This window comes from Amycolatopsis sp. NPDC049868 (genome assembly GCF_044461365.1).
Taxonomy (GTDB): Bacteria; Actinomycetota; Actinomycetes; order Mycobacteriales; family Pseudonocardiaceae; genus Amycolatopsis.
The window spans coordinates 613,480-639,561 of sequence record NZ_JBITKV010000001.1 but is presented as its reverse complement, the minus strand read 5'-3'; the positions used below and the strand labels follow the sequence as shown (position 1 = coordinate 639,561).

General features: G+C 68.3%; 20 protein-coding genes and 1 pseudogene. 12 read left to right on the top strand and 9 right to left on the bottom strand.

All coding sequences use genetic code 11. The annotated features are described in order from the left end of the window. Positions 1 to 73: 73 nt before the first annotated feature. Both ACIBTM_RS03195 and ACIBTM_RS03190 read left to right on the top strand, forming a co-directional pair. Positions 74 to 1,285 (top strand): acetyl-CoA C-acetyltransferase, encoded by a 1,212-nt coding sequence (locus ACIBTM_RS03195; RefSeq protein WP_038508740.1) that lies wholly within the window; start codon positions 74 to 76, stop codon positions 1,283 to 1,285. A 10-nt stretch (positions 1,286 to 1,295) separates the two neighbouring features. Then, a complete protein-coding gene (locus ACIBTM_RS03190; protein ID WP_395874934.1) occupies positions 1,296 to 3,467 on the top strand; it encodes a 3-hydroxyacyl-CoA dehydrogenase NAD-binding domain-containing protein in 2,172 nt (723 codons plus the stop codon). Positions 3,468 to 3,551: 84 nt separating this feature from the next. Here the strand turns inward: ACIBTM_RS03190 and ACIBTM_RS03185 are convergent, their stop codons facing one another. The 3 genes from ACIBTM_RS03185 to ACIBTM_RS03175 form a co-directional block, all read right to left on the bottom strand. Then, on the bottom strand, positions 3,552 to 5,651 hold the full coding sequence (locus tag ACIBTM_RS03185; protein WP_395874933.1) for an MMPL family transporter: 2,100 nt from the start codon (positions 5,649 to 5,651) through the stop codon (positions 3,552 to 3,554). A gap of 109 nt (positions 5,652 to 5,760) precedes the next feature. Beyond that, positions 5,761 to 6,429 (bottom strand): response regulator, encoded by a 669-nt coding sequence (locus ACIBTM_RS03180; protein WP_395874932.1) that lies wholly within the window; start codon positions 6,427 to 6,429, stop codon positions 5,761 to 5,763. Further along, positions 6,426 to 7,502, bottom strand: coding sequence for a sensor histidine kinase (locus ACIBTM_RS03175; protein WP_395874931.1), 1,077 nt, complete (start codon positions 7,500 to 7,502; stop codon positions 6,426 to 6,428). The genes ACIBTM_RS03180 and ACIBTM_RS03175 overlap by 4 nt, the downstream gene beginning before the upstream one ends. A gap of 84 nt (positions 7,503 to 7,586) precedes the next feature. On the opposite strand from ACIBTM_RS03175, the gene ACIBTM_RS03170 reads away from it, so the two are divergent. From ACIBTM_RS03170 to ACIBTM_RS03155, 4 genes and pseudogenes are all read left to right on the top strand, one after another. After that, positions 7,587 to 8,144 carry a helix-turn-helix domain-containing protein gene (locus ACIBTM_RS03170; RefSeq protein WP_395874930.1) on the top strand — a complete coding sequence of 186 codons (558 nt, stop codon included), beginning with the start codon at positions 7,587 to 7,589 and terminating at the stop codon, positions 8,142 to 8,144. Continuing rightward, positions 8,137 to 9,024 carry an SRPBCC domain-containing protein gene (locus tag ACIBTM_RS03165; RefSeq protein ID WP_395874929.1) on the top strand — a complete coding sequence of 296 codons (888 nt, stop codon included), beginning with the start codon at positions 8,137 to 8,139 and terminating at the stop codon, positions 9,022 to 9,024. Before ACIBTM_RS03170 ends, ACIBTM_RS03165 begins: the two co-directional genes overlap by 8 nt. A 9-nt stretch (positions 9,025 to 9,033) precedes the next feature. Continuing rightward, on the top strand, positions 9,034 to 9,786 hold the full coding sequence (locus tag ACIBTM_RS03160; RefSeq protein ID WP_395874928.1) for an SDR family NAD(P)-dependent oxidoreductase: 753 nt from the start codon (positions 9,034 to 9,036) through the stop codon (positions 9,784 to 9,786). A 105-nt stretch (positions 9,787 to 9,891) separates the two neighbouring features. Next, positions 9,892 to 10,359: pseudogene (locus ACIBTM_RS03155) on the top strand (transposase); the annotation flags it as partial. 33 nt (positions 10,360 to 10,392) lie between these two features. Here the strand turns inward: ACIBTM_RS03155 and ACIBTM_RS03150 are convergent. Continuing rightward, positions 10,393 to 11,340: a cold-shock protein gene (locus ACIBTM_RS03150; protein WP_395874927.1), complete on the bottom strand. Its 948-nt coding sequence runs from the start codon at positions 11,338 to 11,340 to the stop codon at positions 10,393 to 10,395. 208 nt (positions 11,341 to 11,548) lie between these two features. On the opposite strand from ACIBTM_RS03150, the gene ACIBTM_RS03145 reads away from it, so the two are divergent. Both ACIBTM_RS03145 and ACIBTM_RS03140 read left to right on the top strand, forming a co-directional pair. After that, on the top strand, positions 11,549 to 12,001 hold the full coding sequence (locus ACIBTM_RS03145; RefSeq protein WP_395874926.1) for a DUF3761 domain-containing protein: 453 nt from the start codon (positions 11,549 to 11,551) through the stop codon (positions 11,999 to 12,001). A 57-nt stretch (positions 12,002 to 12,058) separates the two neighbouring features. Beyond that, a complete protein-coding gene (locus ACIBTM_RS03140) occupies positions 12,059 to 13,486 on the top strand; it encodes an MFS transporter (protein WP_395874925.1) in 1,428 nt (475 codons plus the stop codon). A gap of 52 nt (positions 13,487 to 13,538) precedes the next feature. Here ACIBTM_RS03140 and ACIBTM_RS03135 read toward each other — a convergent pair whose 3' ends face one another. After that, on the bottom strand, positions 13,539 to 15,092 hold the full coding sequence (locus ACIBTM_RS03135) for an acetolactate synthase large subunit (RefSeq protein ID WP_395874924.1): 1,554 nt from the start codon (positions 15,090 to 15,092) through the stop codon (positions 13,539 to 13,541). 12 nt (positions 15,093 to 15,104) lie between these two features. Then, positions 15,105 to 16,487, bottom strand: a complete 1,383-nt coding sequence (locus tag ACIBTM_RS03130) for an FAD-binding oxidoreductase (protein WP_395874923.1) — start codon at positions 16,485 to 16,487, stop codon at positions 15,105 to 15,107. 188 nt (positions 16,488 to 16,675) lie between these two features. On the opposite strand from ACIBTM_RS03130, the gene ACIBTM_RS03125 reads away from it, so the two are divergent. Then, positions 16,676 to 17,467: a Calx-beta domain-containing protein gene (locus tag ACIBTM_RS03125; protein ID WP_395874922.1), complete on the top strand. Its 792-nt coding sequence runs from the start codon at positions 16,676 to 16,678 to the stop codon at positions 17,465 to 17,467. On the opposite strand, the gene ACIBTM_RS03120 is transcribed toward ACIBTM_RS03125, so the two are convergent. Continuing rightward, positions 17,451 to 20,414: a BTAD domain-containing putative transcriptional regulator gene (locus ACIBTM_RS03120; RefSeq protein WP_395875778.1), complete on the bottom strand. Its 2,964-nt coding sequence runs from the start codon at positions 20,412 to 20,414 to the stop codon at positions 17,451 to 17,453. The genes ACIBTM_RS03125 and ACIBTM_RS03120 overlap by 17 nt on opposite strands. Positions 20,415 to 20,587: 173 nt before the next feature. On the opposite strand from ACIBTM_RS03120, the gene ACIBTM_RS03115 reads away from it, so the two are divergent. Then, complete coding sequence (locus ACIBTM_RS03115; RefSeq protein WP_395874921.1) at positions 20,588 to 21,577, top strand: hypothetical protein; 990 nt, start codon at positions 20,588 to 20,590, stop codon at positions 21,575 to 21,577. Positions 21,578 to 21,637: 60 nt separating this feature from the next. Here ACIBTM_RS03115 and ACIBTM_RS03110 read toward each other — a convergent pair whose 3' ends face one another. After that, positions 21,638 to 22,135 carry a DUF3830 family protein gene (locus tag ACIBTM_RS03110; protein ID WP_038508763.1) on the bottom strand — a complete coding sequence of 166 codons (498 nt, stop codon included), beginning with the start codon at positions 22,133 to 22,135 and terminating at the stop codon, positions 21,638 to 21,640. Beyond that, on the bottom strand, positions 22,135 to 23,385 hold the full coding sequence (locus ACIBTM_RS03105; RefSeq protein WP_395874920.1) for an aspartate aminotransferase family protein: 1,251 nt from the start codon (positions 23,383 to 23,385) through the stop codon (positions 22,135 to 22,137). Before ACIBTM_RS03105 ends, ACIBTM_RS03110 begins: the two co-directional genes overlap by 1 nt. A gap of 88 nt (positions 23,386 to 23,473) precedes the next feature. Here ACIBTM_RS03105 and ACIBTM_RS03100 point away from each other — a divergent pair, with 88 nt between their 5' ends. Together ACIBTM_RS03100 and ACIBTM_RS03095 are read left to right on the top strand one after the other, a co-directional pair. Continuing rightward, the gene (locus ACIBTM_RS03100; protein WP_395874919.1) at positions 23,474 to 24,937 is read left to right on the top strand and encodes an NAD-dependent succinate-semialdehyde dehydrogenase; all 1,464 of its coding nucleotides are present in this window, start codon (positions 23,474 to 23,476) and stop codon (positions 24,935 to 24,937) included. Beyond that, positions 24,934 to 25,995 carry a tartrate dehydrogenase gene (locus tag ACIBTM_RS03095; RefSeq protein ID WP_395874918.1) on the top strand — a complete coding sequence of 354 codons (1,062 nt, stop codon included), beginning with the start codon at positions 24,934 to 24,936 and terminating at the stop codon, positions 25,993 to 25,995. Before ACIBTM_RS03100 ends, ACIBTM_RS03095 begins: the two co-directional genes overlap by 4 nt. Positions 25,996 to 26,082 lie beyond the last annotated feature (87 nt).

Genomic DNA, 26,082 nt, shown 5'->3' with positions numbered 1-26,082 from the left:
TAATCGGCATTAGCATGACTACTGGCCGGTACGTTTCATCCTGATACAGCGCCGTACGCGGAGGAGTTTTTCTGTGAGTAGCGAGGCCTACATCTACGAGGCGATCCGTACGCCTCGCGGCAAGAACAAGGGCGGTGCCCTTCACGGCACCAAGCCGGTCGATCTGGTGGTCGGCCTCATCGAAGAACTGAAGGTCCGGCACCCGAACCTCGACCCCGCCGTGATCGACGACATCGTCCTCGGCGTCGTGTCCCCGGTCGGCGAGCAGGGCGCCGTGATCGCGCGCACCGCCGCCTTGAACGCGGGTCTTCCCGAGTCCGTCGCCGGCGTACAGCTGAACCGCTTCTGCGCCTCCGGCCTCGAAGCCACCAACACCGCCGCGCAGAAGGTGCGCTCCGGCTGGGACCAGCTGATCATCGCCGGTGGTGTCGAGTCGATGTCGCGTGTGCCGATGGGCTCCGACGGCGGCGCGCTGTTCATGGACCCGGCCACCGCGTACGACAACTACATCGTCCCGCAGGGCACCGGTGCCGACCTGATCGCGACCATCGAGGGCTTCTCCCGCGAGGACGTCGACGCGTGGGCCGTGCGCTCGCAGGAGAAGGCCGAAGCGGCCTGGTCCGGCGGCTACTTCGCGAAGTCCGTCGTCCCGGTGAAGGACATCAACGGCGTCACGATCCTCGACCACGACGAGCACCGTCGCCCGGGTAGCACCGTCGAGGGCCTCGGCAAGCTCAAGCCCGCCTTCGCCGGCATCGGCGAGCTGGGCGGTTTCGACGCCGTCGCGCTGCAGAAGTACCACTCGGTCGAGAAGATCGACCACGTCCACACCGGTGGCAACTCGTCCGGCATCGTCGACGGCGCCGCCGTCGTCCTGGTCGGCAACGAGCAGATCGGCAAGGACTTCGGCCTGACCCCGCGGGCCCGCATCGTGGCCACCGCGACCGTCGGCTCCGAGCCCACGATCATGCTCACCGGCCCGACCCCGGCCACCGAGAAGGTCCTCAAGATCGCCGGCCTCACCCCGGACGACATCGACCTGTGGGAGCTGAACGAGGCCTTCGCCTCGGTCGTCCTCAAGTGGATCAAGGACCTGCACCTCGACGAGGAGAAGGTCAACGTCAACGGCGGCGCCATCGCGATGGGGCACCCGCTGGGCGCCACCGGCGCGATGCTGGTCGGCACCGTCGTCGACGAGCTGGAGCGTCGTCAGGCGCGCCGCGCCCTGGTCACCCTGTGCATCGGCGGCGGCATGGGCGTCGCGACCATCATCGAGCGGGTCTGAGGAAGAGACAATGACTGAAGCGAAGACCATCCGCTGGGAGCAGGACGCCGACGGCATCGTCGTGCTCACCCTGGACGACCCGAAGCAGTCCGCCAACACGATGAACGCCGACTTCCGCGAGTCGCTCGGCGTCGTCGTCGACCGCCTGGAGGCGGAGAAGGACAACATCACCGGTGTCGTCCTCACCTCGGCCAAGAAGACCTTCTTCGCCGGCGGCGACCTCAACGACCTGATCCAGGCCAAGCCGGAGAACGCGGCCGAGATCACCGAGAGCAGCGGCCTGATGAAGGGCCAGATGCGGCGGCTCGAGCAGCTGGGCAAGCCGGTCGTGGCCGCCATCAACGGCGCCGCGCTCGGCGGCGGCCTCGAACTCGCGCTCGCGACGCACCACCGCATCGCGGCCGACGTCAAGGGCAGCCAGATCGGCCTCCCCGAGGTCACCCTCGGCCTGCTCCCCGGCGGCGGTGGCGTGGTCCGCACCGTACGCCTGCTGGGCATCCAGAGCGCGCTGCTGAACGTGCTGCTGCAGGGCCAGCGGCACCGCCCGGCCAAGGCCAAGGAACTCGGCCTCGTGCACGAGCTCGTCGGCACCGTCGAGGAACTGGTCCCGGCCGCGAAGGCGTGGATCAAGGCCAACCCCGAGGGCGGCGTGCAGCCGTGGGACGTCAAGGGTTACAAGATCCCGGGCGGCACCCCGTCGAACCCGAGCTTCGCGGCGAACCTGCCCGCGTTCCCGGCGAACCTGCGCAAGCAGATCAAGGGCGCCAACATGCCCGCCCCGCGGGCGATCCTGGCGGCCGCCATCGAGGGTTCGACGGTCGACTTCGACACCGCGATCACCGTCGAGACCCGCTACTTCATCAGCCTCGCCACCGGCCAGGTCTCGAAGAACATGACGAAGGCGTTCTTCTTCGACCTGCAGAGCATCAACTCCGGCGGCTCCCGTCCGGAAGGCTTCGAGAAGTACACCGCCAAGAAGGTCGGCGTCGTCGGCGCGGGCATGATGGGCGCCGCGATCGCGTACGTCTCGGCGAAGGCCGGTATCGACGTCGTGCTCAAGGACGTCACCCTCGAAGGTGCCGAAAAGGGCAAGGGCTACGCGGTCAAGCTGGAGGAGAAGGCTCTTTCCCGCGGCAAGACCACGCAGGAGAAGTCCGACGCGCTGCTCGCCAAGATCAAGCCGACCGACAAGGCGGAGGACTTCGCCGGCGTCGACTTCGTGATCGAGGCCGTCTTCGAGAGCGTCGAGCTGAAGCACAAGGTGTTCCAGGAGATCGAGGGCATCGTCAACGCCGACGCCGTGCTCGGTTCCAACACCTCCACGCTGCCGATCACCGCGCTCGCCGAGGGCGTGCAGCGGACCGAGGACTTCATCGGGATCCACTTCTTCTCGCCGGTGGACAAGATGCCGCTGGTCGAGATCATCTGCGGTGAGAAGACCTCGCCCGCCACGCTGGCGAAGGTCTTCGACTACACGCTGCAGATCAAGAAGACCCCGATCGTCGTCAACGACAGCCGCGGCTTCTTCACCTCGCGCGTCATCGGCACGTTCCTCAACGAGGCCGTCGCCGCGCTGGGCGAGGGTGTCGAGCCGGCGTCGATCGAGCAGGCCGGTTCGCAGGCCGGGTACCCGGCCCCGCCGCTGCAGCTGATGGACGAACTGACCTTGACGCTGCCGCGCAAGATCCGCAAGGAGACCCGCGAAGCGATCGAGGCCGCCGGCGGCACCTGGAACGCGCACGCGTCCGAGGGTGTCATCGACCGGATGGTGGAGGAGTTCGACCGCAAGGGCCGTTCCACCGGCTCGGGCTTCTACGACTACGACGAGTCGGGCAAGCGGACCGGTCTCTGGCCGGGTCTGCGCGACGCGTTCAAATCGGGCAGCGCCGAGGTCCCGTTCGAGGACCTCAAGGAGCGGATGCTGTTCGCCGAGGCGCTTGAGACCGTGAAGTGCTTCGACGAAGGCGTGCTCACCACCATCGCCGACGCCAACATCGGCTCGATCTTCGGCATCGGCTTCCCGGCGTGGACCGGTGGTGTCATCCAGTACATCAACCAGTACGAGGGTGGCCTGCAGGGCTTCGTCGACCGGGCTCGTGAGCTGGCGGCGCGCTACGGCGACCACTTCACCCCGCCCGCGTCGCTGGTCGAGAAGGCCGCGAAGGGCGAGATCTACGAGTAAGCCGCTTCGCCTGCTTTAGCGTGCTAGGAACGGTCCTTTCCTTGCGAAATTTGCAAGGAAAGGACCGTTCATTGCATCCGGGGGCTAGCGCGACGACGGTTCCAGCGCCACATGCGGCAACCGCCGGTCCAGCCACCGCGGCAGCCACCAGGCACGTTCCCCGAGCAGCCGCATCACCGCGGGCACCACGAGACAGCGGATCACGAACGCGTCCACCAGCACCGCCACCGCCAGGCCGAGACCGAACTGCGCCAGCATCCGGTCAGGGTTGAGCAGGAACGCCCCGAACACCACGATCATGATCGCCGCCGCGGCCGTGATCACTCCGCCCGTGGAGGCGAGCCCTTCGCGGACGGCGTGCCGCGCGTCGCCGGTGCGCCGCCACTCCTCGTGCATCCGGGACACCAGGAACACCTCGTAGTCCATGGAAAGCCCGAACACGATCGCGAAGATCAGCACCGGCACGAACGCCTCGATCGGTCCCGGCTGCGCCCCGAACAGGCCGTCGCCGAATACCGCCGTCATCACGCCGAGCGCGGCGCCGATGCTCAGCAGGTTCAGCACGGCCGCCTTGAGCGGGATCAGGATCGAGCGGAACACGACCATCAGCAGCAACGCCGACAAGCCGACGACCACCAGCACGAACAGCGGCAACCGGTCGCCGACGGCGTCCGCGAAGTCCACCGCCGCCGCGACACTCCCGCCGACCAGGTAGGCGCCCGGCAGGCTCGGCAAGACCTCGCTTCGCAGCCGTTCCACCAGATCGGCGGTCGCCGCGTCCTGCGGCGAAGACGTGGGGAAGGCGAGAACCGTCGTGACACCCTGGCCCATCGGCGGCGTCGCCTCGGCGATTCCCGGCGTGGCTTCGAGTTTCCGCTGCAGCGCGATGCCATCGCCGTTCTCGGTGACCACGATCAACGGCTCGCTGAACCCCGGGCCGAAACCCTCCGCCATCAGGTCGTAGGCCTGCCGGGTGGTCGACGTCTCCGGGTCCGTTCCGGCGTCGGCGAATCCGAGACGCATGCCCAGCGCGGGCAAGGAAAGCCCGACGAGGACGAGCAACCCGATCGCGAGCGGCACCATCGGCCGTCGTTGTACCGCGTCCCCGAGCCTGCCCCAGGCCTTGCCGTGTTCCCGTTTCGCGGCGTGCTTGCGGATGCCCTTTTCCAGGCGACGCCCGAAAAGTGAGAGCAGCGCGGGAAGCAGGGTGATCGAGGCGAGCATCGTCACGAGCACGGTCAGCGCGACCGCGAGGGCGACTCCGCGCAGCGAACCGAGGCCGAGTGCGAGCAGGCCGAGCAGCGCGATGATCACCGTGCCACCGGCGAACAACACCGACCGGCCCGCGGTGTCCAGCGCCCGCCTCGCCGCCTGCTCGCGGTCGAGACCACCGAGGATTTCGCCGCGATAGCGGGAAAAGATGAGCAGCGCGTAGTCCACACCGACGCCGAACCCGACCAGCATCATCAGCGGCGCCGTGTAACTGGCGATGTCGACGAACCTGCTGACGAGCACGATCACGCCGAGTGTGCTGCCGACGGCGAAGATCGCCGTGATCACCGGGAGCCCGGCGGCGAGGATCGAGCGGAACAAGAAGACGAGGATCACCAGCGCTGCGAGCAATCCGACACCTTCCGACGGGCCACCGCCCCCGCTGGTCCGCTTGATCGGCTCACCGCCGAGTTCGACCTGGAGCGCGGCGGTCTCCGCCTTCTTCGCGGTGTCGACGACGCGCACGATGTCGTCGTACGGCAGATCTTTCGACTCGAGGTCGAAAGCGACCGCCGCGTAACCGATCGTGCCCTCAGGCGAGATGGCCGACGGGGTGTCGAAAGGACTCGTCACCGACTTCACGTGCGGCCGGGTCCGTACTTCGGCGAGCATCGTGTCGATCGGTCCGCGTGCGGTCGCGAGTCCGCCCTCGGCCTTGAAGACGATTTCGGCCGTCGCGCCGGTCTGTGCGGGGGCCTGTGCTTTGAAGAGGTCCATGATCTGCTGGGATTCGGTGCCCGGCAGGGAATGGTCGTCGTGGTAGGCGCTGCCTGCCAGTTGAGAGCCCAGCGTGACACCGACGAGGGTGAGCAGCCAGAGCGAAACGGCGAGCCAGCGGTGACGCTGCGACCAGCCCGCCAGCTTCGAGAGGCCGCCCCCAGGCCGCCTCCCCGAAAGAGTAGTGGTGTCCATGGCGGAAAGCATCGGCTTTCCCCGGCCGTATATCGTCGGGCTCGGGCGGGCACTCCGGCCGCAACTTCTGGGTACCCCTAAGGCGCTTCCCGTACTACCGGGGTTGTGGTCACGGGGTCAACCAGCGAGGGGTGACCATGCCCGATTCGTAGGCGAGCACGACGAGTTGTGCGCGATCACGGACGTCCACCTTGGTCATGATCCGGCTGACGTGCGTCTTCGCCGTCGCCGGGCTGAGCACGAGTTCCTTCGCGATCTCGTCGTTGGACAGGCCGGCCGCGACGAGGCTCATCACCTCGCGTTCCCGCTCGGTGAGCCGGTTCAGGGTGGGTGAGGGGGCGGGCCGGTCCACCCGGCCGGCGAATTCCGAGATCAGGCGACGGGTGATCGACGGCGCGAGCGACGCGTCGCCCCTGGCGACCACGCGGACACCGTGGATCAGTTCCTCCGGTTCGGTGTCCTTGACCAGGAACCCGCTGGCACCCGCGCGCAACGCGCCGTAGACGTCCTCGTCGAGGTCGAAGGTGGTGAGGATGACGACCTTGGTCCCGGCCCGCGCCGGGTCTCCGAGCAGATGCCGGGTCGCGGTGAGCCCGTCCATCACCGGCATCCGGATGTCCATCAGGACGACGTCGGGTTCGTGTTCGCGCGCGGCTTCGAGGGATTCACGCCCGTCGGCCGCTTCGGCGACCACGCTGATGTCGTCCTCACCGTCCAAGATGGACTTGAAGCCGGCGCGGACCAGCCGCTGATCGTCGACCAGCAGGACCCGGATCATTTCTTCGCCCGCAAGGGAAGCCGGGCGCGCACCCGGAAGCCACCGTCCTCACGGGCGGCCGCGGTGAGTTCGCCACCGAGTGCCTTGGCCCGTTCGGCCATGCCGCGGATCCCGTTGCCGGGTTCCGCCGTGCCTCCCCGGCCGTCGTCGTCGATCTGCACGGACACATCATGGGGCGTGTAGCCGATCCGCACCACGACGGAGTTCGCGGCGGCGTGGCGCGCGACGTTGGTCAGCGCCTCCTGGACGACGCGGAAGGCGGCGTGCTCGACGTCGGGCGGCAGCTCCGTCGCCGTGCCGTCGATCTCGGTCCGGACGGTCAACCCGTGCGCGCCCGCCGATTCGGCCAGCTCGGCGACCCTGGCCAGACTCGGTGTGTCCGCCTGCCGCAGCATGCCCAGTGTGGCGCGGAGTTCGCGCAATGCCTCCTTGCTGGTCTGTTTGATCGTGGTCAGCGCCTCCTCGGCTTTCTCCGGATCCTTGCCGTGCAGAGCCGCGCCCGCCTGGACGTTGATGAGTGCCAGGTTGTGACCGAGGACGTCGTGCAGTTCGCGCGCGATCCGGAGGCGCTCGTCGGTGGCTCTTCGCTGCGCTTCGGCCTCTTTGGTGCGCTCGGCCTCTCGGCGGTAGTACGTCACGGCGCCGACCGCGACCAGCGCGATGAACCAGCCCGCCATCAGCAGGAACGCGAAGTTGTCCACCTGCCGTGTCGCCCCGGCCCCCGCTTCGCCGATCGCGACGCCGCCCATCGAGGCCGCCGCGACGACCGCCGCGCTCCGGATCCGCCCGGTCGAGGCGTTGTTGTACAGCGCGAAGGCGAACGCGAGCAGGAGGAACCCGTCCGGATCGGTCTGCGGGTAGTAGATCGCGCAGCACACCGCGATGAAGATCGTGACGGGGAGCGGATATCGGCGGCGAAGGAACAACGACGCGCAGGCGAGTGCCACGCAGGCCCAGCCGACGGCCGCGTTGCGCGGTGTCTCCGCATCGTCTCCGAGCGAGACCACGACGGAGCCCGCGATCACCGCCACGGTGACCGCGATTTCCGCCGCGTACCGCCGCAGGATCGCCACACGACGAGCGTAGCGTGATCCGGCCCGATTGACAAAATGGATTTTTACGTTCAAACTGGTTTTTGTGATCAAGGGTGTGGCGCCGTGAAGGATGTGGAGTACCTCGATCGGCTGGAGCAGGCGGAGGCGTTGCTGAAACCGCAGCGGGTGGACGTCCTGCGGCAGCTGGCGGAGCCGCGGTCGTGCACCGAGGTGGCGACGGTGCTGGATCAGACGCCCCAGCGGGTCTATTACCACGTGAAACGACTGGTGGAAGCCGGTCTCGTGAAGCAGGTGTCGGAGCGGAAGGTGCGCGCCGTCAGTGAGGGTGTGTACCAGGCGACCGCCCGTTCGTACTGGCTGTCACCCGGGCTGGTCGGACGGCTCGGCCCGCGGGTGGCGCGGGACGAGCTGAGCCTGGGCTACCTGGTGGACCTCATGGAGGAGGTCCAGGCGGACGTCGCCGCGCTCGACAGGACCGCGCCGGAGCTTCCTTCGATCGGCGTTTCCGGCGAGATCCGGGTCGAGCCTGAGCGGCGCCAGGAGTTCCTCGACGAACTGAAGACGACTTTGCAGGACCTGTTCACCCGCTACGGCGGAGCGGAAGGCGACGCCTTCAAACTCGCCGTGGCCTGTTACCCGAAGGGAGATGTCCGTGGCTGAACCGACGAGGTTCCAGGTGCGCGTGCGCGCGCCGATCGACGAGGTCTGGCACGCGCTGACCGATCCCGGGGCGCTGCGCGAGTGGCTTTCCGAGTACGCGGAAGTCGACCTGCCGTCCCGGTACGAGTTCTGGGGTCGCTACACGCCGGAGGGCGACCGTCCGCGCCAGCGGCTGTTGCTGGCCGAGGACAACGTCCTGCGGTTCGCATGGATCGTCGGCGGGAAGGAGACCGTCGTCGAGATCGCGCTGGCGGAAGACGGGGACCGGACGTCGTTGTCGTTCAGTCAGACCGGTCTGCCGGACTACACCGCGATGCTGGCCGATCCGGACTCGTCGCTCGGCATGATGCACACGTTCTGGGCGCTTTCCGTCGCGAACCTCGTCGACCACGTCGAAGGACGGCCGCTCACCGCCCGCTGCGACCTCACCTCCCCGCTGATGAGCGAAGAGGTACGGATCGACGCGCCGCGTGGTGAGGTCTATTCCTCGATCGCCGATCCCGCCGTGTTCACGCGCTGGTTCGGCGCCCGGATCGAGGCGGAGACCCAGGTCGGCGGCCGCTGGGCGATGGGGTCACTGGAAAAGGATCCGGACCCGGCGAAGATCGTCGATCTGGTGCCCGACTCGAAGATGTCGCTCGCGTACCAGGACGGTGTCGTCGCCACTTGGGAACTAGAGGACTCCGGCGGCGGGACGAAGCTGACCTTCGTCCAAAGTGGATTCTCCGACGAGCAACCGCCGTATGGCAGTTGGATGGGCTGGCTCAGTGGGTTGGCCGAACTGCGCAGGTTCCACGAGGTCCGCCCATGGCGCCCGGTGTGGATCGACGTCCAGCTGGAGGGAACACCCGAAGGACTCATCACCGTGGACGACAAGTAGGAGGTAGCGATGTTGCTCGAAGGCAGGAACGCGATCATCTACGGTGCGGCGGGTGGAATCGGAAGCGCGGTGGCCCGTGGGTTCGCCGGAGAGGGCGCGACCGTCCACCTCACCGGCCGCACACTGAAGAAGCTCGACGCGCTGGCCGAGGAAATCCGGGCGACGGGCGGGAAAGCGGAAACGGCGGAGTTCGACGCACTCGATGAGTCCGCCATCGACGAGCATGCCGCTTCGGTGGCTTCCACGGCGGGCAGCGTCGACATCTCGATGAACGTGATCACGCACAATGACGTTCAAGGCACTCCGCTGGTCGAAATGTCGTTGGAGGACTTGGAAAGCCCGGTCCGGACGGCGGTACGGACGAACTTCCTGACCGCACGGGCGGCCGCTCGGCACATGATCGAGCAGAAGTCCGGGGTGATCCTGATGTTCGGCGGCGACGGTGATCCACTGCCCGGGTACCACCTCGGAGGGCTCCAGGTCGCGTTCAGCGCGATGGAGGCTTTGCGGCGAGGGCTGGCGTGTGAGCTCGGACCGCAGGGCATCCGTGTCGTGACCCTGCGCACCGGCGGGATCCCGGAAACCATTCCCGCGAATGCGGGGCTGGACGACGTCCTTCGCGAGATGGTCGAGCAGACGATGCTCAAGCGGGCAGCGTCCTTGGAAGACGTCGCCCGTGTGGCCGCCTTCGCCGCGTCGGACCATGCGCGCAGCATGACGGCGACGGCGCTGAATATCAGTTGCGGCACGATGGTCGACTGACCCACCGGCCGCCGTTAGACCTGGTCTCAAAACTTAAGGGTGTGTCACTGCGTAACCTGCCGGTCCTGGTCGTCGATCGTGGGCAGTCGTGGCGAAGACGACGCAGGCTGCCGCTGGCGAGACCTACCCGAGCAGCTCGGATGCGGGTCCGGGCACACCGCGTGGCGGCGGTTACGTGAGTGGCAGGACGCCGGCGTGTGGGACCGGCTGCACCAGCTCGGCGAGCTGACCGGCCGCAGCCCCACTGACCAGGGTAAAGCCGGCTCCAAGTACCACGTTCTGTGCAACGCGAACGGGCTACCGCTGCACATCATGTTGTCGGCGGCAAACACCCACGACAGCATGCTGTTCGAGCCGCTGCTGGACACGAACCCGACCGTGCGCGGCCACCACGGCCGGGCGGGCCGGCCACGATGCCGACCGGACAAGTTGCACGCCGACAAGGGCTACGGCTACCGCCGCTACCTGACCCGCCGCGGTATCAAGGTCCGTATCGCCCGGCGCGGGATTGAGGGCAAGTCCCGCCTCGGCCGGGTCCGCTGGGTCGTCGAACGCACCATCTCCTGGCTGCTCGGGAAGTGATCAGCCATCGGTGGGGCCGCCTCTTCAGAGGCGTTCGATGCGGTCGGCCTGCGGGCCCCGGTCGCTCTGACGCACCGTGTACCGGACCCGGTCACCCTTCTGCAGCGGCTCCGACCCCATGATCACGGACACGTGGGCGAAGAGATCGTCGCCGCCCGCGTCCGGGGTGATGAAGCCGAAGCCGCGGTCGCCGTCGTAGCGCGCGACGACGCCCTCGCCGCCTCGTACGGGCACGTCCCGCGCCGCCGGCCCCGCGGCCGCGGCAGGTGCCGACCGCTGCGGCGCCGTCCGGGGCTCGGTGCCCCGGACCAGGTGCACGTCGCGGGCCTGCGGGCCCTTGTCTCCACTAGTCACCTCGTAGGCGACGCGGTCGCCCTCCGCGAGCCACGTCAGCCCCTCGGCCAGGGCCCGGGCGTGAACGAAGACGTCCCCGGCGCCGGAGTCGGGGTTGATGAAGCCGAAGCCCTTGTCCTCGTCGTACCAGGCCACCGTGCCGTCGGCACCGTCCGCGATACCAGCCGCAGCGGGTGAGCCGGCCCCTGCTCCCAGCGGGATCACGTGCCCGGCCTGCGGGCCGCGCTCGCCTTCGACGATCAGGAAGGCCACCCGCTGCCCCTCGGTGACCACGCCGCCGGTCACGATGGCGGAGCTGTGCACGAAGATGTCGGCGCCGCCGCCGTCCGGCGACGCGAAGCCGTACCCCTTGCCCGGCTCGTACCAGTTGACGGTGCCGAGCAGGCCCACGGCGCTGCCGGTGGCCGCATCGGCGGTGACGCGAACGCGCAGCGCCTGGGGCCCGCGGTCGTTCTCGCCGACCTCGAACACGACGGCCTGACCCTCGCGGAGCACTTTCGCGCCGCCGTCCCCGACGATCTCGGAGGCGTGCACGAACACGTCCGGCGAGCCGTCCTCGGGCGCGAGGAAGCCGAAACCCCGTTCGACGTCGAACCAACGGACGGTTCCTTGTGGCATCAAAGGCTCCAGGTCGAGAGGGCGGGCACTGGCCCCCAGTCTCTCTGACAGACCTCCGGTCCGTCAGACCGGGCCCACAGGCGGGCGGTGCGGAGCCAGGGGCGGGCCGTTGGTTCACCTAGCGACACGCCGAGTCTTGAGACCAGGCGTTAACACCGGCGGACGACCTGCCGACTACGCGGCACTACCAGGTGCCGGGGAGGTCGTTATGCCGAAGAGAGCAACGAAGCTGGGCATGGCACTGGCGATCGGACTGCTGGTCGCCGGAGGCTGCGGTGTGGAGACCGTGCCCGGTGGGCGGGTCACGCCGCCGAGCAGCCAGACGCCGACGACCAGCAGGTGGGCGCCGCCCACGAGCACGGCCACGCCTACGCCGACACCTCAGGAGTTCGTTCCGTCGACCACAGCCGCGGTCGAGGTGCCGAAGCAGGTCGAGCCGAAACCGACGAAAGCACGTCCGAAGACGACGCAGGCGCCGAACCCGGCGGAATGCGGAACCGACTACTACCGCAACACCGACGGCTTGTGTGTCCATCGGCCGGCGACCGGACCCGGCGCGGCCGAAGGCGCGACCGCCCTGTGCAAGGACGGTTCGTACAGCTACAGCCGGAATCGCCGCGGTACCTGTTCCGGGCACGGTGGAGTCCGCACCTGGCTGTGATCCCGTCTGTCAATCGTTCACCGAGAAGGGTGGTGCTGTGTAAGGTCGGATCATGGGATGCGAACGGTGAAACCGGCCGGAAGGGCACCTTCGCCCCGGATCTTCGTGGTCGTGCTCGCCACCTGCGGGCTGGTGGCCTCGTTCATGCAGACGCTCGTCGTCCCGCTCATCCCGGCGTTTCCCCGGCTGCTCGACACGACCCCGTCCGACGCGTCGTGGGTGGTGATGGCGACCCTGATCGCCGGAGCCGTGGTGATGCCGGTGAGCGGCAGGCTCGGCGACCTCTACGGCAAGCGCCGGTTGCTGCTGATCAGCCTGGGGTTCCTGGTCGCCGGTTCGGTGGTGTCGGCGCTGACGAGCTCGCTCGCGCTGATGGTCCTCGGCCGGGGGCTCCAGGGCTGTGCGATGGGCGCTATCCCGCTGGGCATCAGCATCATGCGCGACGAACTCGCACCGGAACGGGTCGGCGCCGCGATCTCGGTGATGAGTTCGACGCTCGGTGTCGGCGGTGCCATCGGGCTCCCGGTGTCGGCGCTGGTCGCGCAGAACGCCGACTGGCACGTCCTCTTCTGGGCGTCGGCGGGGCTCGGACTCGTTTGCGGCCTGCTGATCCTCTTCGTGGTGCCGGAGTCGCCGGTGAAGACACCGGCGCCGTTCGACTACCTCGGTGCTTTGGGATTGGTCGTCGGCCTGGTCTGCCTGCTGCTGCCGATCGTCAAGGGCGGCGAATGGGGCTGGGGCAGTGGCCGCACGCTCGGCTTCGCCGGGAGCGCGGTGGTGATCCTGCTGGTCTGGGGTGCCTACCAGCTGCGGCGCCGGGATCCGCTCGTGGACCTGCGGGTCTCCGCGCGGCGCCCGGTGTTGTTCACCAACCTCGCGTCGATCATGGTCGGATTCGCGCTGTACTCGATGGCGTTGTCGTTCCCGCAGCTGCTGCAGGCTCCCGCGTCGACCGGCTACGGCCTCGGCCTGACGATGGTGCAGGCCGGGCTCTGCCTCGCGCCGAACGGTCTGGTCATGTTCATGCTGTCGCCGGTTTCGGCCCGGCTCATCGAGCGCTACGGACCGCGTACGACGCTGATGGTCGGCGCCACCACCATCGCGACCGGGTATGCCTTCGCGACCGTGTTGATGGACAACGCCTTCGAGCTGATCACGGCGTCGGTCATCATCGGCGGTGGTGTGGGCATCGCTTACGCGGCCATGCCCGCACTGATCATGGGCTCGGTCCCGGTCACCGAAACCGCGTCCGCGAACGGGCTGAACTCGCTGATGCGCTCCGTCGGCACTTCGACGTCCAGCGCGGTGATGGCGTCCATGCTCGCGTCACTGGCGATCACCGTCGGCGGCGTCTCCGTCCCGTCCGCGGCCGGATTCCGGCTGAGCTTCGTGGTCGCCGCCGGTGCGGCGCTGCTGGGGCTCGTCTTGACCGCTTTCGTCCCGAAGCAACGTCAGCCCGAGCCGCTGGTCGCTTCGGTCCACTAGCGCGCCTTGCGTTGCGATGAAGTCCCTTCATCGCAACGCAAGGGCGCACCGCTCAGAACAGGGTCGGAACGATCGCGTCGATCAGGTGCGGTCCCGGCTCGGCGAGCGCGCGCTGGAACTGCTCGGCCAGCTCCTCCGCGGTCGTCGCCCTGGTCGCCGGGACACCCATGCCTTCGGCGATCTTGACGAAGTCCATGTCGGGCCGGGAAAGGTCGAGCAGTTCGTTCGCCTTGGGGCCGTTGGCGTCCGCGCCGACCCGCTGCAACTCCAGCCGCAGGATCGCGTACGCGCGGTTGTTCAGCAGGACCGTGGTGACGTTGAGGTTCTCCCGCGCTTGTGTCCACAACGCCGAAATCGTGTACAGCGCGCTGCCGTCGGACTGCAGGTTGATCACCGGCCGGTCCGGCGCGGCGACGGCGGCCCCGGTCGCGACGGGCATGCCGTAGCCGATCGCGCCACCGGTCAGGGTCAGCACATCGTGCCGGGGCGCACCAGCGGTCGCGGCGGGCAGCAACAGCCCGGAGGTGTTCGCTTCGTCCGCGATGATCGCGCGTTCCGGCAGCAGCGCGCCGATCACCTCGACCCAGTTCTGCGGGGTCAGCGGGCCGGACGGCAACGCGGGGCGGGCGGCCTCCTGCAGTACCGGCTCGGTTTCGGCCGCGACCAGTTCCGCCACGTCGGTCAGCGCTCGCGGCACGTCCTGCGCGACTTCGGCCAGCACATGGACCTGCGCGCCTTCGGGCACCAGGTTGCTTGCCTTGCCGGGGTAGGCGAAGAACGAGACAGGTGCCTTCGTACCGGCGACGATCACGTGCTTGACCCCGTCGAGCTGGTACGCGACCTGCTCGGCGAGATAGCCCAGCCGCTCGATCGTCGGCAGGCCTTCGCCGCGTTCGAGCCTGGCGGGGAAGGTCTCGACGAACGTCTTCACGCCGGTCGCGGCCGCGATCCGGCTGGTCGCGCGCAGCCCGGCCTCGCGGCAGCCGCTGCCGCCGACGAGCAGGGCGACCGGTTCACCACTGGTCAGTACTTCGGCGATGTTCTTCACCGTCGTCGCGTCGACGACTTGCGGGATCCGAGGTGGGATGGGCGCGCAGGTTTCGCCGCCCTCGCCCCAGGACGCGTCGGCGGGGAGGATCAGCGTCGCCACCTGTCCGGGGGCGTCCTGGGAGGCCGCGACCGCCGCGGCGGCGTCGGCACCGACGTCCTTCGTGTGCTCCGAGCGGCGGACCCAGCCTTCCAGCGAACCGGCGACGGCCTCGATATCCGATTCGAGCGGGGCGTCGTACTGCTTGTGGTAGGTCGCGTGGTCGCCGATCACGTTGACGATCGGGGTGTGGGCGCGGCGCGCGTTGTGCAGGTTCGCCAGCCCGTTCCCGAGCCCGGGGCCGAGGTGCAGCAGAGTCGCGGCCGGCTTGCCGGCGATGCGCGCGTACCCGTCCGCGGCGCCGGTGACGACGCCTTCGAACAGGCCGAGCACGCCGCGCATTTCGGGCACGGAGTCGAGTGCGGCCACGAAGTGCATCTCCGAGGTGCCCGGATTCGAGAAGCACACATCGACGCCCGCGTCGACGAGGGTGCGGATCAGGGACTGGGCGCCGTTCATCTCACTCACTTTTCAAGCCCTCTCAGCGAAAAGAACGCCGGGGTTGAGGATCCCGGCCGGGTCGAAGCTTTCCTTGATCCGGCGCATCAGCGCGATCTTCGCCGGGTCCTCCAGCTCGAGGAAGTAACCGGCCTTGGTCCTCCCGAGGCCGTGTTCGCCGGAGATCGCGCCGCCGAGTTCCATGCCGAGCGCGAAGATGTCGGTGAGCAGCTGCTTCCGTTTGACCGCGTCCTTGCAGAAGATGGCGAGGTGGACGTTGCCGTCACCGGCGTGCCCGCAGCCGAGCGCGCCCGACTCGCGGGACAGCGCCATTTCCCTGGCCTTGCGCAGGAACTCCGGCATCGCGGACCTCGGGACCACCACGTCGATGATGTCGTCGGCCCCGACCGACTTGGCCGTCCAGAACGCCTTCTCTCGGGCCTCGATGAGCTTGCGTGCCGAGTTGCCTTCGAGCACGTACACGTCCATCGCGCCGAGGTCTCCCAGCAGCCCGCCGAGTTCCTCGATGTCGGAGTGCAGCCGGTCGTTGTCACGGTTTTCCAGCGCCACCACCAGATAGGCCTGCGCGGTGTCACGGATGGAGTCCGGCACGCCGAGGCTGAGTTTCTCGTTGTAGCTGATCGCGGCGAGCGTCAGATTGTCGATGTACTCGAGGATGTGCGGCGCGAGCCCGCCGGCAATGATCTTCGGGACGACGGTCATCACCTCGTCGAAGGTCTCGAACGGGGCGAGCACCGTGGCGCCGTGCGGCAGACGCGGGTACAGCTTCACGATGACCTCGGTCGCGATCGCGAGGGTGCCTTCGGAACCGATGATCAGCTGCGTCAGGTCGTACCCCGTCGACACCTTCGAGGTCTTGCCGCCGGTCCGGATGATCTCGCCGGTCGGCAGCACGGCCTGCAGGCCGACGACATTGTGCCGCGTGACGCCGTATTTGACCGCGCGCATGCCGCCCGCGTTCGTGCCGACGTTGCCGCCGACACTCGCGCTCAGCTCCCCCGGGTAGACGGTGTAGCCGAGTCCGGCTTCCGCGGTCTTTTCGTCCAATTCGGACAGTGTGACGCCGGGCTGGACGACGGCGACGTGGTTGTCGGTGTCGATCTCCAGTACCGCGTTCATCCGTTCGAAAGAGATCACCAGACCGTCTTCGCGTGGTGTGGCACCGCCGGAAAGGCCGGTGCCCGATCCTCTCGCGGTGACCGGCACGCCGTGTTCGCTCGCGGCCTTGAGCAGCTCCGCGATCTCCTCGGCGCTTCCCGGTTTCGCCAGGTAGGCGGGCCTCTGCGCCGAGGTGGTCAAAGCCTCGTCGTGTGCGTAGTCCTCGGGGATCGCCTCGCCTGACAGCAAGTTCGAGTCCCCGACGATCTCGGCGAACCGTGCCGCAACATCGCCCATCGACTGCCCTTCCTCACGCTTCTTTGCCTGGTTGTCGAAGCGTAGTACGTCGTGGGCGGGGATGGCCATGAATCATTTTCATGTTTGTTTCCGCCGGTCACAACCTCACGACAACCTCACTCGGTTACCCATGTCGCAGCGGGCCGCGGCGGCCCGCCGGAAGGGGTGGACGCTCGATGGGATCAAGGATGAGACGGATCGCGGCGCTGGGGGCGTCGTTCGCGATCGCGTTCGGGCTCGCGGTACCGGCGGCCGAAGGCGGGGAAGCGGGCTGCACCGCGCCCGTGGTGAACGTCAGCGGCGTCAGCCAGGCCGAGGGGACAAGCACCGGGTACACCACCCTTCTCTTCGCTGTTTCACTCGCCGACGGTGGTTGCGCGCCGCAGGGTTCGGTCGAGTACCGGACGATCGAGGGCAACGGCTCGCCGATCGATCCGGCGTTCGTCGCGAAGGAGAGCGTCGACTATCTGCCGCGGGCGGGCACGCTGACCTGGTCCGGGCGGGCGGACACGCAAACGGTCGCGGTCAAGGTCCGCGCCGATTCCTTCGTCGAGAACGACGAGATGTTCTCGCTGCGCCTCTACGGCGAGAAAGGCCTGCGGATCGGGCACAGCGTCGGCGTCGCCTGGGTGGCCGACGACGACGCGGTGAAGACGGCGCCGCTGGCCACCACCCAGGAAGGCGAGATCTGCTGGTCGATTCCGCCCAACTTCGCGCAGGCCACCACCTGCAAGGTGCCGCTCGTGCTCTCCCGGCCGTGGCTCGCGGGACCGCTCACGATCCGCTACCGCACCGAAGGCTCCGCCCACGAGCCGGTGAAGGACGGTGTCGTCACCTTCCAGCGGGGTGAGACCAGGGGATACGCGGAACTCACGATCGTGCCCGGGCAAGCGGGGAAGGCGCGGGTCGAGTTCTTCGAGCCCTCGCAGGGCAGGCTCGTGTACGCGACCTCGACCGTGGTGATCAGCCCCGCCGGGTGACGAGGTCGGCGTCGGCCGTCGCGTTCGCCCGCCGGTACAGCTCGATCGCTCGAGCCCAGTGGGCGGCCGCGGCGGCCGTGTCGCCGCACCGCGTCTCCAGATCGCCGAGGTCGCGGTGCAGATGAGCCTCCTCGTACGGATCCGGGACGCCTGCCCGGACCGCGACGCCGCGCTCGAGGCTTTCCCGTGCCGCCGCCAGATCGCCGAGCCCCAGGTGGGCGCGGCCGAGCCGGTCGAGCGCGGCCGCCTCGCTGTGCCGGTTCCCGACGTCCCGGCTGATCAGCAGCGCCTGGTCGAAGTCGTCCCGCGCGGCCCGGAAGTCCTTGCGGGCGAGGTGGACCTGGCCGGCGTGCAGCAGCGACTCCCACTCCTGCCAGCGGTCGCCGATCGCCCTGGACGCGGCCAGCGCCTTGCCGAGGTGGTCCAGCGCGACGTCGTGATCGCCGAGTTCCTCGTAGGCCTCGCCGAGCGTGTCCAGGGTGGCCGCTTCCAGCCGGGCGTTGCCGAGTTCGCGGAACGTCTCCAGCGCGGCCGTCAGCGGGCTGAGGCCGTCCATCGGCTGGCCGCGGCGAATGTAGGCGTGGCCGAGGTTGCGCTGGGACAGGGCACGCCCGAGCCGGTTGCCCGCCGAGGTGCACCGCTCCACCGCGAGGCGGTACGCGGTGATCGCCTCGTCGAACCGGCGAAGCGCGGCATAGGCGTTCGCGGTGTTGTTGTAGATGTGCCCTTCGCCTTCGAGATCACCCGCCACGCGGGCGGCCTTCAACGCGCGGGCGTTGGTTTCGAGCGCGTCCGTCAGCCTGCGGGTCATGAAGTAGGCCGCGCCCAGCGCGCGCAGCATTTCCGCCTCCGCCAACGGATCGTCGAGCTCGGCGGCCGCCGCGGCCCCCTCGCGGCAAAGGCCGATCCGCTCGTTCCAGCCGCCGGTGGTGTCGTAGAAACTGGTGAGCAGGTAGGTGAGCTGCCAAGCGGCCGTGTTGCGGCCGTGTTCGCGTGCGAACCGCACCACAGGCAGCAGATTCGCGCGCTCGGCCCCCAGGAACGCCAGCGCCGCGCGTCTTTCCGCCGGGAACGGCCGCCCGGGTGCCGGGTGTCGCAACGCCGGGGTGACCAGATCGCGGTTCGGGTCGATGATCCGGTTCGCCTCGGCGGCGACGTGCAGGTACCAGTCGATCAGCCGGTCCGCGGCCTCGGCGCGGCTCGACGTCGTTTCGTCGGTGCGGGCGCACGCGACGGCGAACTCGCGGATCAGATCGTGGAGCCGATAGCGATCCTGGCCCGCCGGGGTGATCAGATGCGCCGCGGACAGCTCGGCGGCCGCGGCCCGGCCCGCTTCGGCGGGCACCCCGCACAGCGCACCGCCGAGTGCCGCGCTGAACGACGTCCCCGGGATCAGCCCGGACAGCCGGAACAGCCGGGCGGGAGCACGCTCCAGCGGCAGGTAGGCACTCGCGAGGACGGTTTTGACGGTCCGGGAATCCCCTTGCACCGCAAGGGTTTCCAACCGTCCGACGCCGGTCAGCTCATGGGTGAGTTCCGCGATCGGACGGCTCGGCTCACCGGTCAGGCGCGCGGCGGCGATCCGCAACGCCAACGGCATCCCGTCGCACAGCCTGGCCAGCCGTGCGGCCTGCGCGGGTTCGCGGGCGACCCGGTCGGCGCCCAGCACCCTGGTGAGCAGCGTCATCGATTCCGGGTCGGCCAGCGGGTCGAGGGCGAACACCCGGACCGCGTGCCGGCTGCCGAGCGCCGCCAGCGTCTGCCTGCTGGTGACGATCAGCATCGCCTTCGCCGTACCGGGGACGAGGGGAAGGATCTGATCGACGCCGCCCGCGTTGTCGGCGACGATCACGCAACGCCTGCCGTGCAGCAATGAGCGGTAGAGCGCCGCGCGTTCGGCCGTCGCGTCGGGCAGCCGGTCGTCAGGGAGGCCGAGCCCACGCGACAGATGCGCGAGCGCGTCACCCGGCGAGACCGCCTCGTGTGGGTCGTGCCCGGCGAGATCGAGGAAGAGCTGACCGTCGGGGAAGCGGTCGGCGATGCGGTGCGCCCATTGCACGGCGAGCGCGGACTTCCCCATTCCCGCCGCCCCGGAGATGACGACGACCGGCGGCTCGGCTTCGTCGAGGAGTTCGTCGAGGGAAGCGAGCTCCTGCTGCCGCCCGGTGAAATGTCCGACACGGGCAGGGAGCTGTGCGGGCGCGGTGCCCCGTGCGGGTGCGTCGAGTTCGGGCGCGCGTCGCAGGATCGACGTGTGCAGTTCGACCAGTTCCGGACCGGGATCGACACCGAACTCGTCCGCCAGTCCTCTGCGCACGGCCTGGAACGTCTCCAGCGCCTCGGCATGCCTCCCACAGCGATGCAAGGCGAGCATGTGCAGCGCGGCGAGCCGTTCGCGGTACGGCAGTTCGGCTCGGAGCCGCGGAAGTTCCCGGAGGACCTCCTCGTGCTCGCCGAGCCTGAGCTCGGCGTCCCAAAGTTCTTCCCAGGCGGACAGCCGTAGCTCTTGGAGCCGTTCGACCTCGCGCAGGCCCCAGCCGTCGAGTTCGGCGTCCGCGAAGGCCTCGCCGCGCCAGAGCCGCAACGCCTCACGCAACGCCGTCACCGCCTGACCGGGATTACTCCGCTTGGCGGCACGAAGTTCTTCTTCGAAGCGAAGAGCGTCGACAGAGGACGGTATGACCGTCAGGACATACCCGGGTTTGCGCGTCTGCAGGACCAGTGGGAACCCACAGTCCTCCAGCGCCTGCCGGATCCGCGCGACATGGCTGTGCAGGGTCTTCACCGCGGTGCGCGGCGGATCTTCACCCCAGAGCACGTCGACCAGCCGGGGGATCGGGACGACCGAACCCGCGTGCAGGGCGAGAACGCCGAGCACGGCTCGCTGGCGGGCGCCGTGCAACTCCGCCCGCCCGGTGGGGCCGATCGCTTCGACCGGGCCCAGCACCCGTAGTTCCCCTGGCCCGGGCACCCTGCTCCCTCCGGCATGTGACCTCGGTGAGCGTATCCGGGCGAAGACCCACCGAAATCGGCCGATTAGGGCACACGATCTCGACAACCCCGCCACAACCGGCCTGGAAGACGGTCAACGGGTCGAACGTTTCGCCCAAGGAGGGGAACATGATCAGCAGGAACCCGCGGCGCAGGCGAGCACTGCTCGCCTCGGCCGTCTTGGCCGCCGCGACGCTGTTCGCGGGGGTCACACCGGCGGTGCAGGCCGCACCGGAGGACCGGGCAGATGTCTTCATCCGGGACAACACGTCCGATGTCGGGTTCGAACCCTCGACCGGTTCGCTCTACTCCAGCCCCGACATCCGGGTGTGCGCCACGCCGGGGAGTGTGTGTCCTACCGACGACCCGGTCGTGCAGGGGAGCACTGTCTACATCAACGTCTTCTTGAACAATCCCGGCCCGTACGGCGACGTTCTCGAGAAAGGCACTTTGCAGGTTTATTCCACTAAGCAAGGCACCGTGGCGCAATGGCCGAGCCAATGGTCCTACATCGGTTCGGCGACCAATGTGAGCGTGCCGTACGGCACCAAACGGGTCGTCATCCCGTGGAAGGTCCCGCTCGGCTCGCACTTCTGTCTGCTGGCGCGGTGGCTTTCGCCGACCGACCTGCCGACCGAGGGACCGAGCACGTCGGCGAACACACGGAACAACAACAACATCGCATGGCACAACGTGAACGCCCTGCCGTTCAAGATCAAGGTTCCGCAACTCCGGCCGATCGTGTTCGGCTGGGACGGTCCAGACCCCACCGCGGTCGGCGACATCGTCTTCACCCAGCCGGGCAGGCCGTTCACCGGCCCGGGGCGGATCACCATCGACCTCGGTCCCGACCTCGCCGCACGCTGGCGGGCGGCCGGAGCGAAGGGTGAGGGTGTCGAACGGATCGGCGAGACCGAGCTGGCCATCGTGAACCCGCAGAGGGCCCGGATCAGTGGCCTGACGTTCAAGTCGGGGGAGCAGGTGGACGCCAGGTTGAGTTTCACCGCGGGAGCAGAGGCGGCAGGGGGACAGCAGTACACCGTCAACGTGACTCAGGTCGACCAGCGCGGCGAAGAGGTCGGTGGCGTCGAGTACCGGCTCTCCGAAGCGCGACAGTAAGCCAGGGAGGGGTGCCGACCCGTGGGCGGTGAGGGTGAAAACCCTCACCGCCCACGGGTTTCACGCGCGTGCGAACGAAAGCGTCTCGCCTTCGACACCGCGCAGCCAGAGATCCTGCGCGGCTTCCGCCATCTCGGCCAGCCCCTCTTCGATCGTCGCGAACACGTTGCCGGGCACCCAGCCCGCGTCGCCGTTGATCAACAGGTTGTTGCGGCCGTAGAAGATCGCGAGATCCGTCGCGCCCTGGTCGCTGTGCGCTTCACTGTCTTCGTCGTAGCCATAAGCCGGGTTGCCGATCTCCCAAGCCTCGAATCCGAAGTACACGACATCCCCTGGAATCGGGGTCACCGTGGGGTTTTCGCGGCCCGGTTTCGGTTCGGCGAAGGGTGGCACGAGCGTGTAGACCTCGTTGCGCGCGTACTTCGCGTGATAGGCCGAACCGCTCTGCGGCAACGCGTCCCATACCGCGCGGCAGGTCCGCGGGGCTTCCGCGTCGAGCAGCCGGGCGCGGCAGGACACCCCGCGCTTGTCCAGGGTGATCGTGATGTAGCGGGCCATCACTCGACCCCCGCCACGACGTCGCCCCAGATCCGCAGCGCCTCGTCGACCTGTTCGGAGTCGACGATCAGCGGCGGCACCATCCGGACGACGTTCATGTACGCCCCGCAAGTCAGCAAGAGCAACCCGTTGGACGACGCGGCTTTCTGCGCCGCTTGAGCCTTCGCCGTGTCCGGCTCGCCGTCCGGCGTGGTGAATTCGGATCCGACCAGCAGCCCCAGCCCGCGTACGTCGCCGATCGACGGCGACTTGTCCGCGATCACCCGCACACCTTCCAGGAGCTGACGTCCTCGTTCGGCGGCGTTCTCGACCAGCCCTTCACGCTGGATCACCTCCAGCGTGGCGATCGCCGCGGCGCAGGCCACCGCGTTGCCGCCGTAGGTCCCGCCCTGGGAACCGGGGAGCGCCTTGGTCATCAGTTCCTCCGACGCGGCGATGCCCGAGATCGGGAAGCCGCTCGCGAGCCCCTTCGCGATGAGCACGATGTCCGGGCGTACCCCGAAGTGCTCGTGTCCCCAGAACCGGCCCGTCCGGCCGAAGCCGGTCTGGATCTCGTCCATCACCAGCAGGATCCCGTGCTTGTCGGCGCGTTCCCGCAGCCCGGCGAGGAACTCGGGGTTCGCCGGGACGTACCCGCCCTCGCCGAGCACCGGCTCGATGAAGAACGCGGCCGTCTCGTTCGGCGCGCAGACCGTCGCGAACAGGTAATCGAGCTCGCGCAGGGCGAACTTCGTCGCAGTCGCCTCGTCCCAGCCGTAGTGGAAGGCGTACGGGAAGGGCGCGACGTGCACCCCGGACATGAGCGGCGAGATCCCGGCGCTGAACCGGGTGCCCGACGTCGTCATCGTCGCCGCCGCGACGGTCCGGCCGTGGAACCCGCCCTGGAAGACGATGACGTTGGGCCGCTTGGTCGCCTGCCGTGACAGCCGGAGCGCCGCCTCGACCGCTTCACTGCCGGAGTTCGCGTAGAAGAGTGAATCCAGGCCTTCCGGCAGGACACCGCCCAGCTTCTCGGTCAGCTCCAGCATCGGCTTGTGCATGACCGTCGTGTACTGCCCGTGGATGAGTTTGCCGATCTGCTCTCGCGCCGCGCTCACCACATGCGGGTGACAGTGACCGGTGCTGGTCACGCCGATACCGGCGGTGAAATCCAGGTGACGTTTGCCATCGGTGTCGTAGAGGTAAACCCCTTCACCGTGGTCGACCACGACCGGCGTTGCCTGCTTGAGCAGCGGTGATAGCTGGGCCATGGGCTGCGCTCCTAGGTCGGCTGAGCTGTTGTCGATTGTTGACAATATCCATAGCATGGCGTTCGGGACAACATGGAGGAGCGTTGGGATGAGCTCGATCAGTGAGGCCGGCGTAGTCACGGCGGTCGACAAGGAACTGTTCATCGGCGGCAAGTGGGTGCCCGCCGCCGACGGGAAGACCTTCCCCGTTCTCGACCCCTCGACAGGCGAAGCCCTGTGCGAGGTGGCCGACGCGTCACCGGCGGACGGTGTCAGCGCACTCGACGCGGCCGTCGCCGCACAGGCCGACTGGGCGAACGTCGCCCCGCGTGAACGCGGTGAGATCTTGCGTCGCGCCTACGAACTGCTGATCAAGCGCGCCGACGAACTCGCGTTGCTGATGACCCTTGAGATGGGCAAACCGCTCGCGGAGTCGAAGGGCGAGATCACCTACGCGGCCGAGTTCTTCCGCTGGTTCGCGGAGGAAGCCGTCCGGATCGACGGTGGTTACGCCGTCGCTCCCAACGGGACAGGCCGGTTCCTCGTGACCAAACAGCCGGTCGGCCCGTGTCTGCTGATCACGCCGTGGAACTTCCCCATGGCGATGGGCACCCGCAAGATCGGGCCCGCAGTCGCGGCAGGCTGCACGATGGTCATCAAACCCGCTGCTCAGACCCCCCTTTCGATATTGGCCCTCGCGGCGATCCTCGCCGAAGCAGGATTGCCGGAAGGCGTCCTGAACGTGCTCACGACGTCGGACTCCGGCGGCGTGATGGAGCCGTTGATCCGGGACGGTCGTGCCCGGAAGCTGTCCTTCACCGGCTCGACCGGCGTCGGACGGAAGCTGCTGGAACAGTGCGCGGACAAGGTGCTCCGCACGTCGATGGAACTCGGCGGCAACGCCCCCTTCCTCGTTTTCGAAGACGCCGACCTCGACGCGGCGATCGAAGGCGCGATGACCGCGAAGATGCGCAACATCGGTGAGGCCTGCACGGCCGCGAACCGTTTCTATGTCCAGCGTGGCATCGTCGACGAGTTCTCTCGGCGCCTCACCGAGCGCATGGAGGCCCTGCCCATGGGGCGTGGCACCGAGGAGGGTGTCGTCGTCGGTCCTCTCATCGACGAAGCCGCCGTCGAGAAGGTCAGCGGCCTGGTCTCCGACGCCACCGAGCGGGGTGCACGCGTCCTCACCGGCGGATCCACCGTGGACGGTCCGGGCAACTTCTATCAGGCCACGGTGCTCATCGACGTGCCCAAGGACGCCAGGCTCGCTTCGGAAGAGATCTTCGGGCCGGTCGCCCCGATCACTCCGTTCGACAGCGAGGACGAGGCCATCGCGGCGGCGAACGACACCGAATTCGGTCTCGTGTCCTATGTGTACACCTCCGATCTCAAGCGGGCGTTGCGGGTTTCGGAACGGCTGGAGGCCGGCATGATCGGCCTCAACCAAGGGCTGGTTTCGAATCCGGCGGCGCCGTTCGGCGGGATCAAGCAATCCGGCCTCGGCCGCGAGGGTGGCACCGTCGGCATCGACGAGTTCCTCGAGACCAAGTACATCGCGGTGGCTCTGTGACTTCTTCGTATCGGATCGCGAGCATCCCCGGCGACGGGATCGGTGTCGACGTGACGGTCGAGGCCCGCAAGGTCCTCGACCGTGCGGCGGCATCGCACGGTTTCTCCTTGTCCTGGACGGAGTTCGACTGGAGTTGTGAGCGGTACACCAAGACCGGCTCGATGATGCCGGACGACGGTATCGAGCGACTCTCCCGGTTCGACGGGATCTTTCTCGGTGCCGTCGGCTTTCCCGGCGTCCCGGATCATGTTTCGTTGTGGGGGCTCCTCATTCCGGTTCGGCGGGCGTTCGGTCAGTACGTCAATCTCCGGCCGGTCCGGCTGCTGCCGGGGACGACGTCGGCGCTGGCGGGCCGGAGCGCCGACGAGCTGGAGATGGTGATCGTCCGGGAGAACTCCGAGGGCGAGTACTCGGAGATCGGCGGCAGGCACAATCGCGGTCTCGGCAACGAGTTCGTCTTACAGGAATCCGTGTTCACGAGGGTCGGGGTGGAGCGGATCATCCGCTATGCCTTCGAGTTGGCGAAGACGCGGACGGGGCGGGTCTGTTCGGCGACCAAGTCCAACGGGCTCATCCACTCGATGCCGTTCTGGGATGAGATCTTCGCCGAGATCTCTTCGGAATATCCGGACGTGCACGCCGAGCAGTGCCATGTCGACGCGCTCGCCGCGCGGATGGTCCAGGCGCCGGACCGGCTCGACGTCGTGGTCGCTTCCAATCTGTTCGGCGACATCCTGAGCGACCTGGCGGCGGCCGTGACGGGCGGGCTCGGAATGGCGCCTTCGGGCAATATCAATCCGACCGGTGAGCTCCCTTCCATGTTCGAGGCGGTGCACGGCAGCGCTCCAGACATCGCCGGACAGGGCATCGCGAATCCGGTGGCGCAGATCCTGGCGGGGGCGATGCTGCTTGAGCATCTCGGGGAAACCGTTGCGGCACAAGACGTACGCGCCGCAGTGGAAAAGGTTCTCGAGGAGGGGACCGTGCAGACCCCTGACCTCGGCGGGAAGTCCACCACCGCCGAACTCGGGTCCGCGGTGGTCGCCGCTCTATCTTGAACCATCCGCCCAGTGGCCTGTCAAGTCCCGGATGTCATGAACGGTCCATTCATGGTTTCGGGTAGTACATGAAGGCCCCCTTTCCTT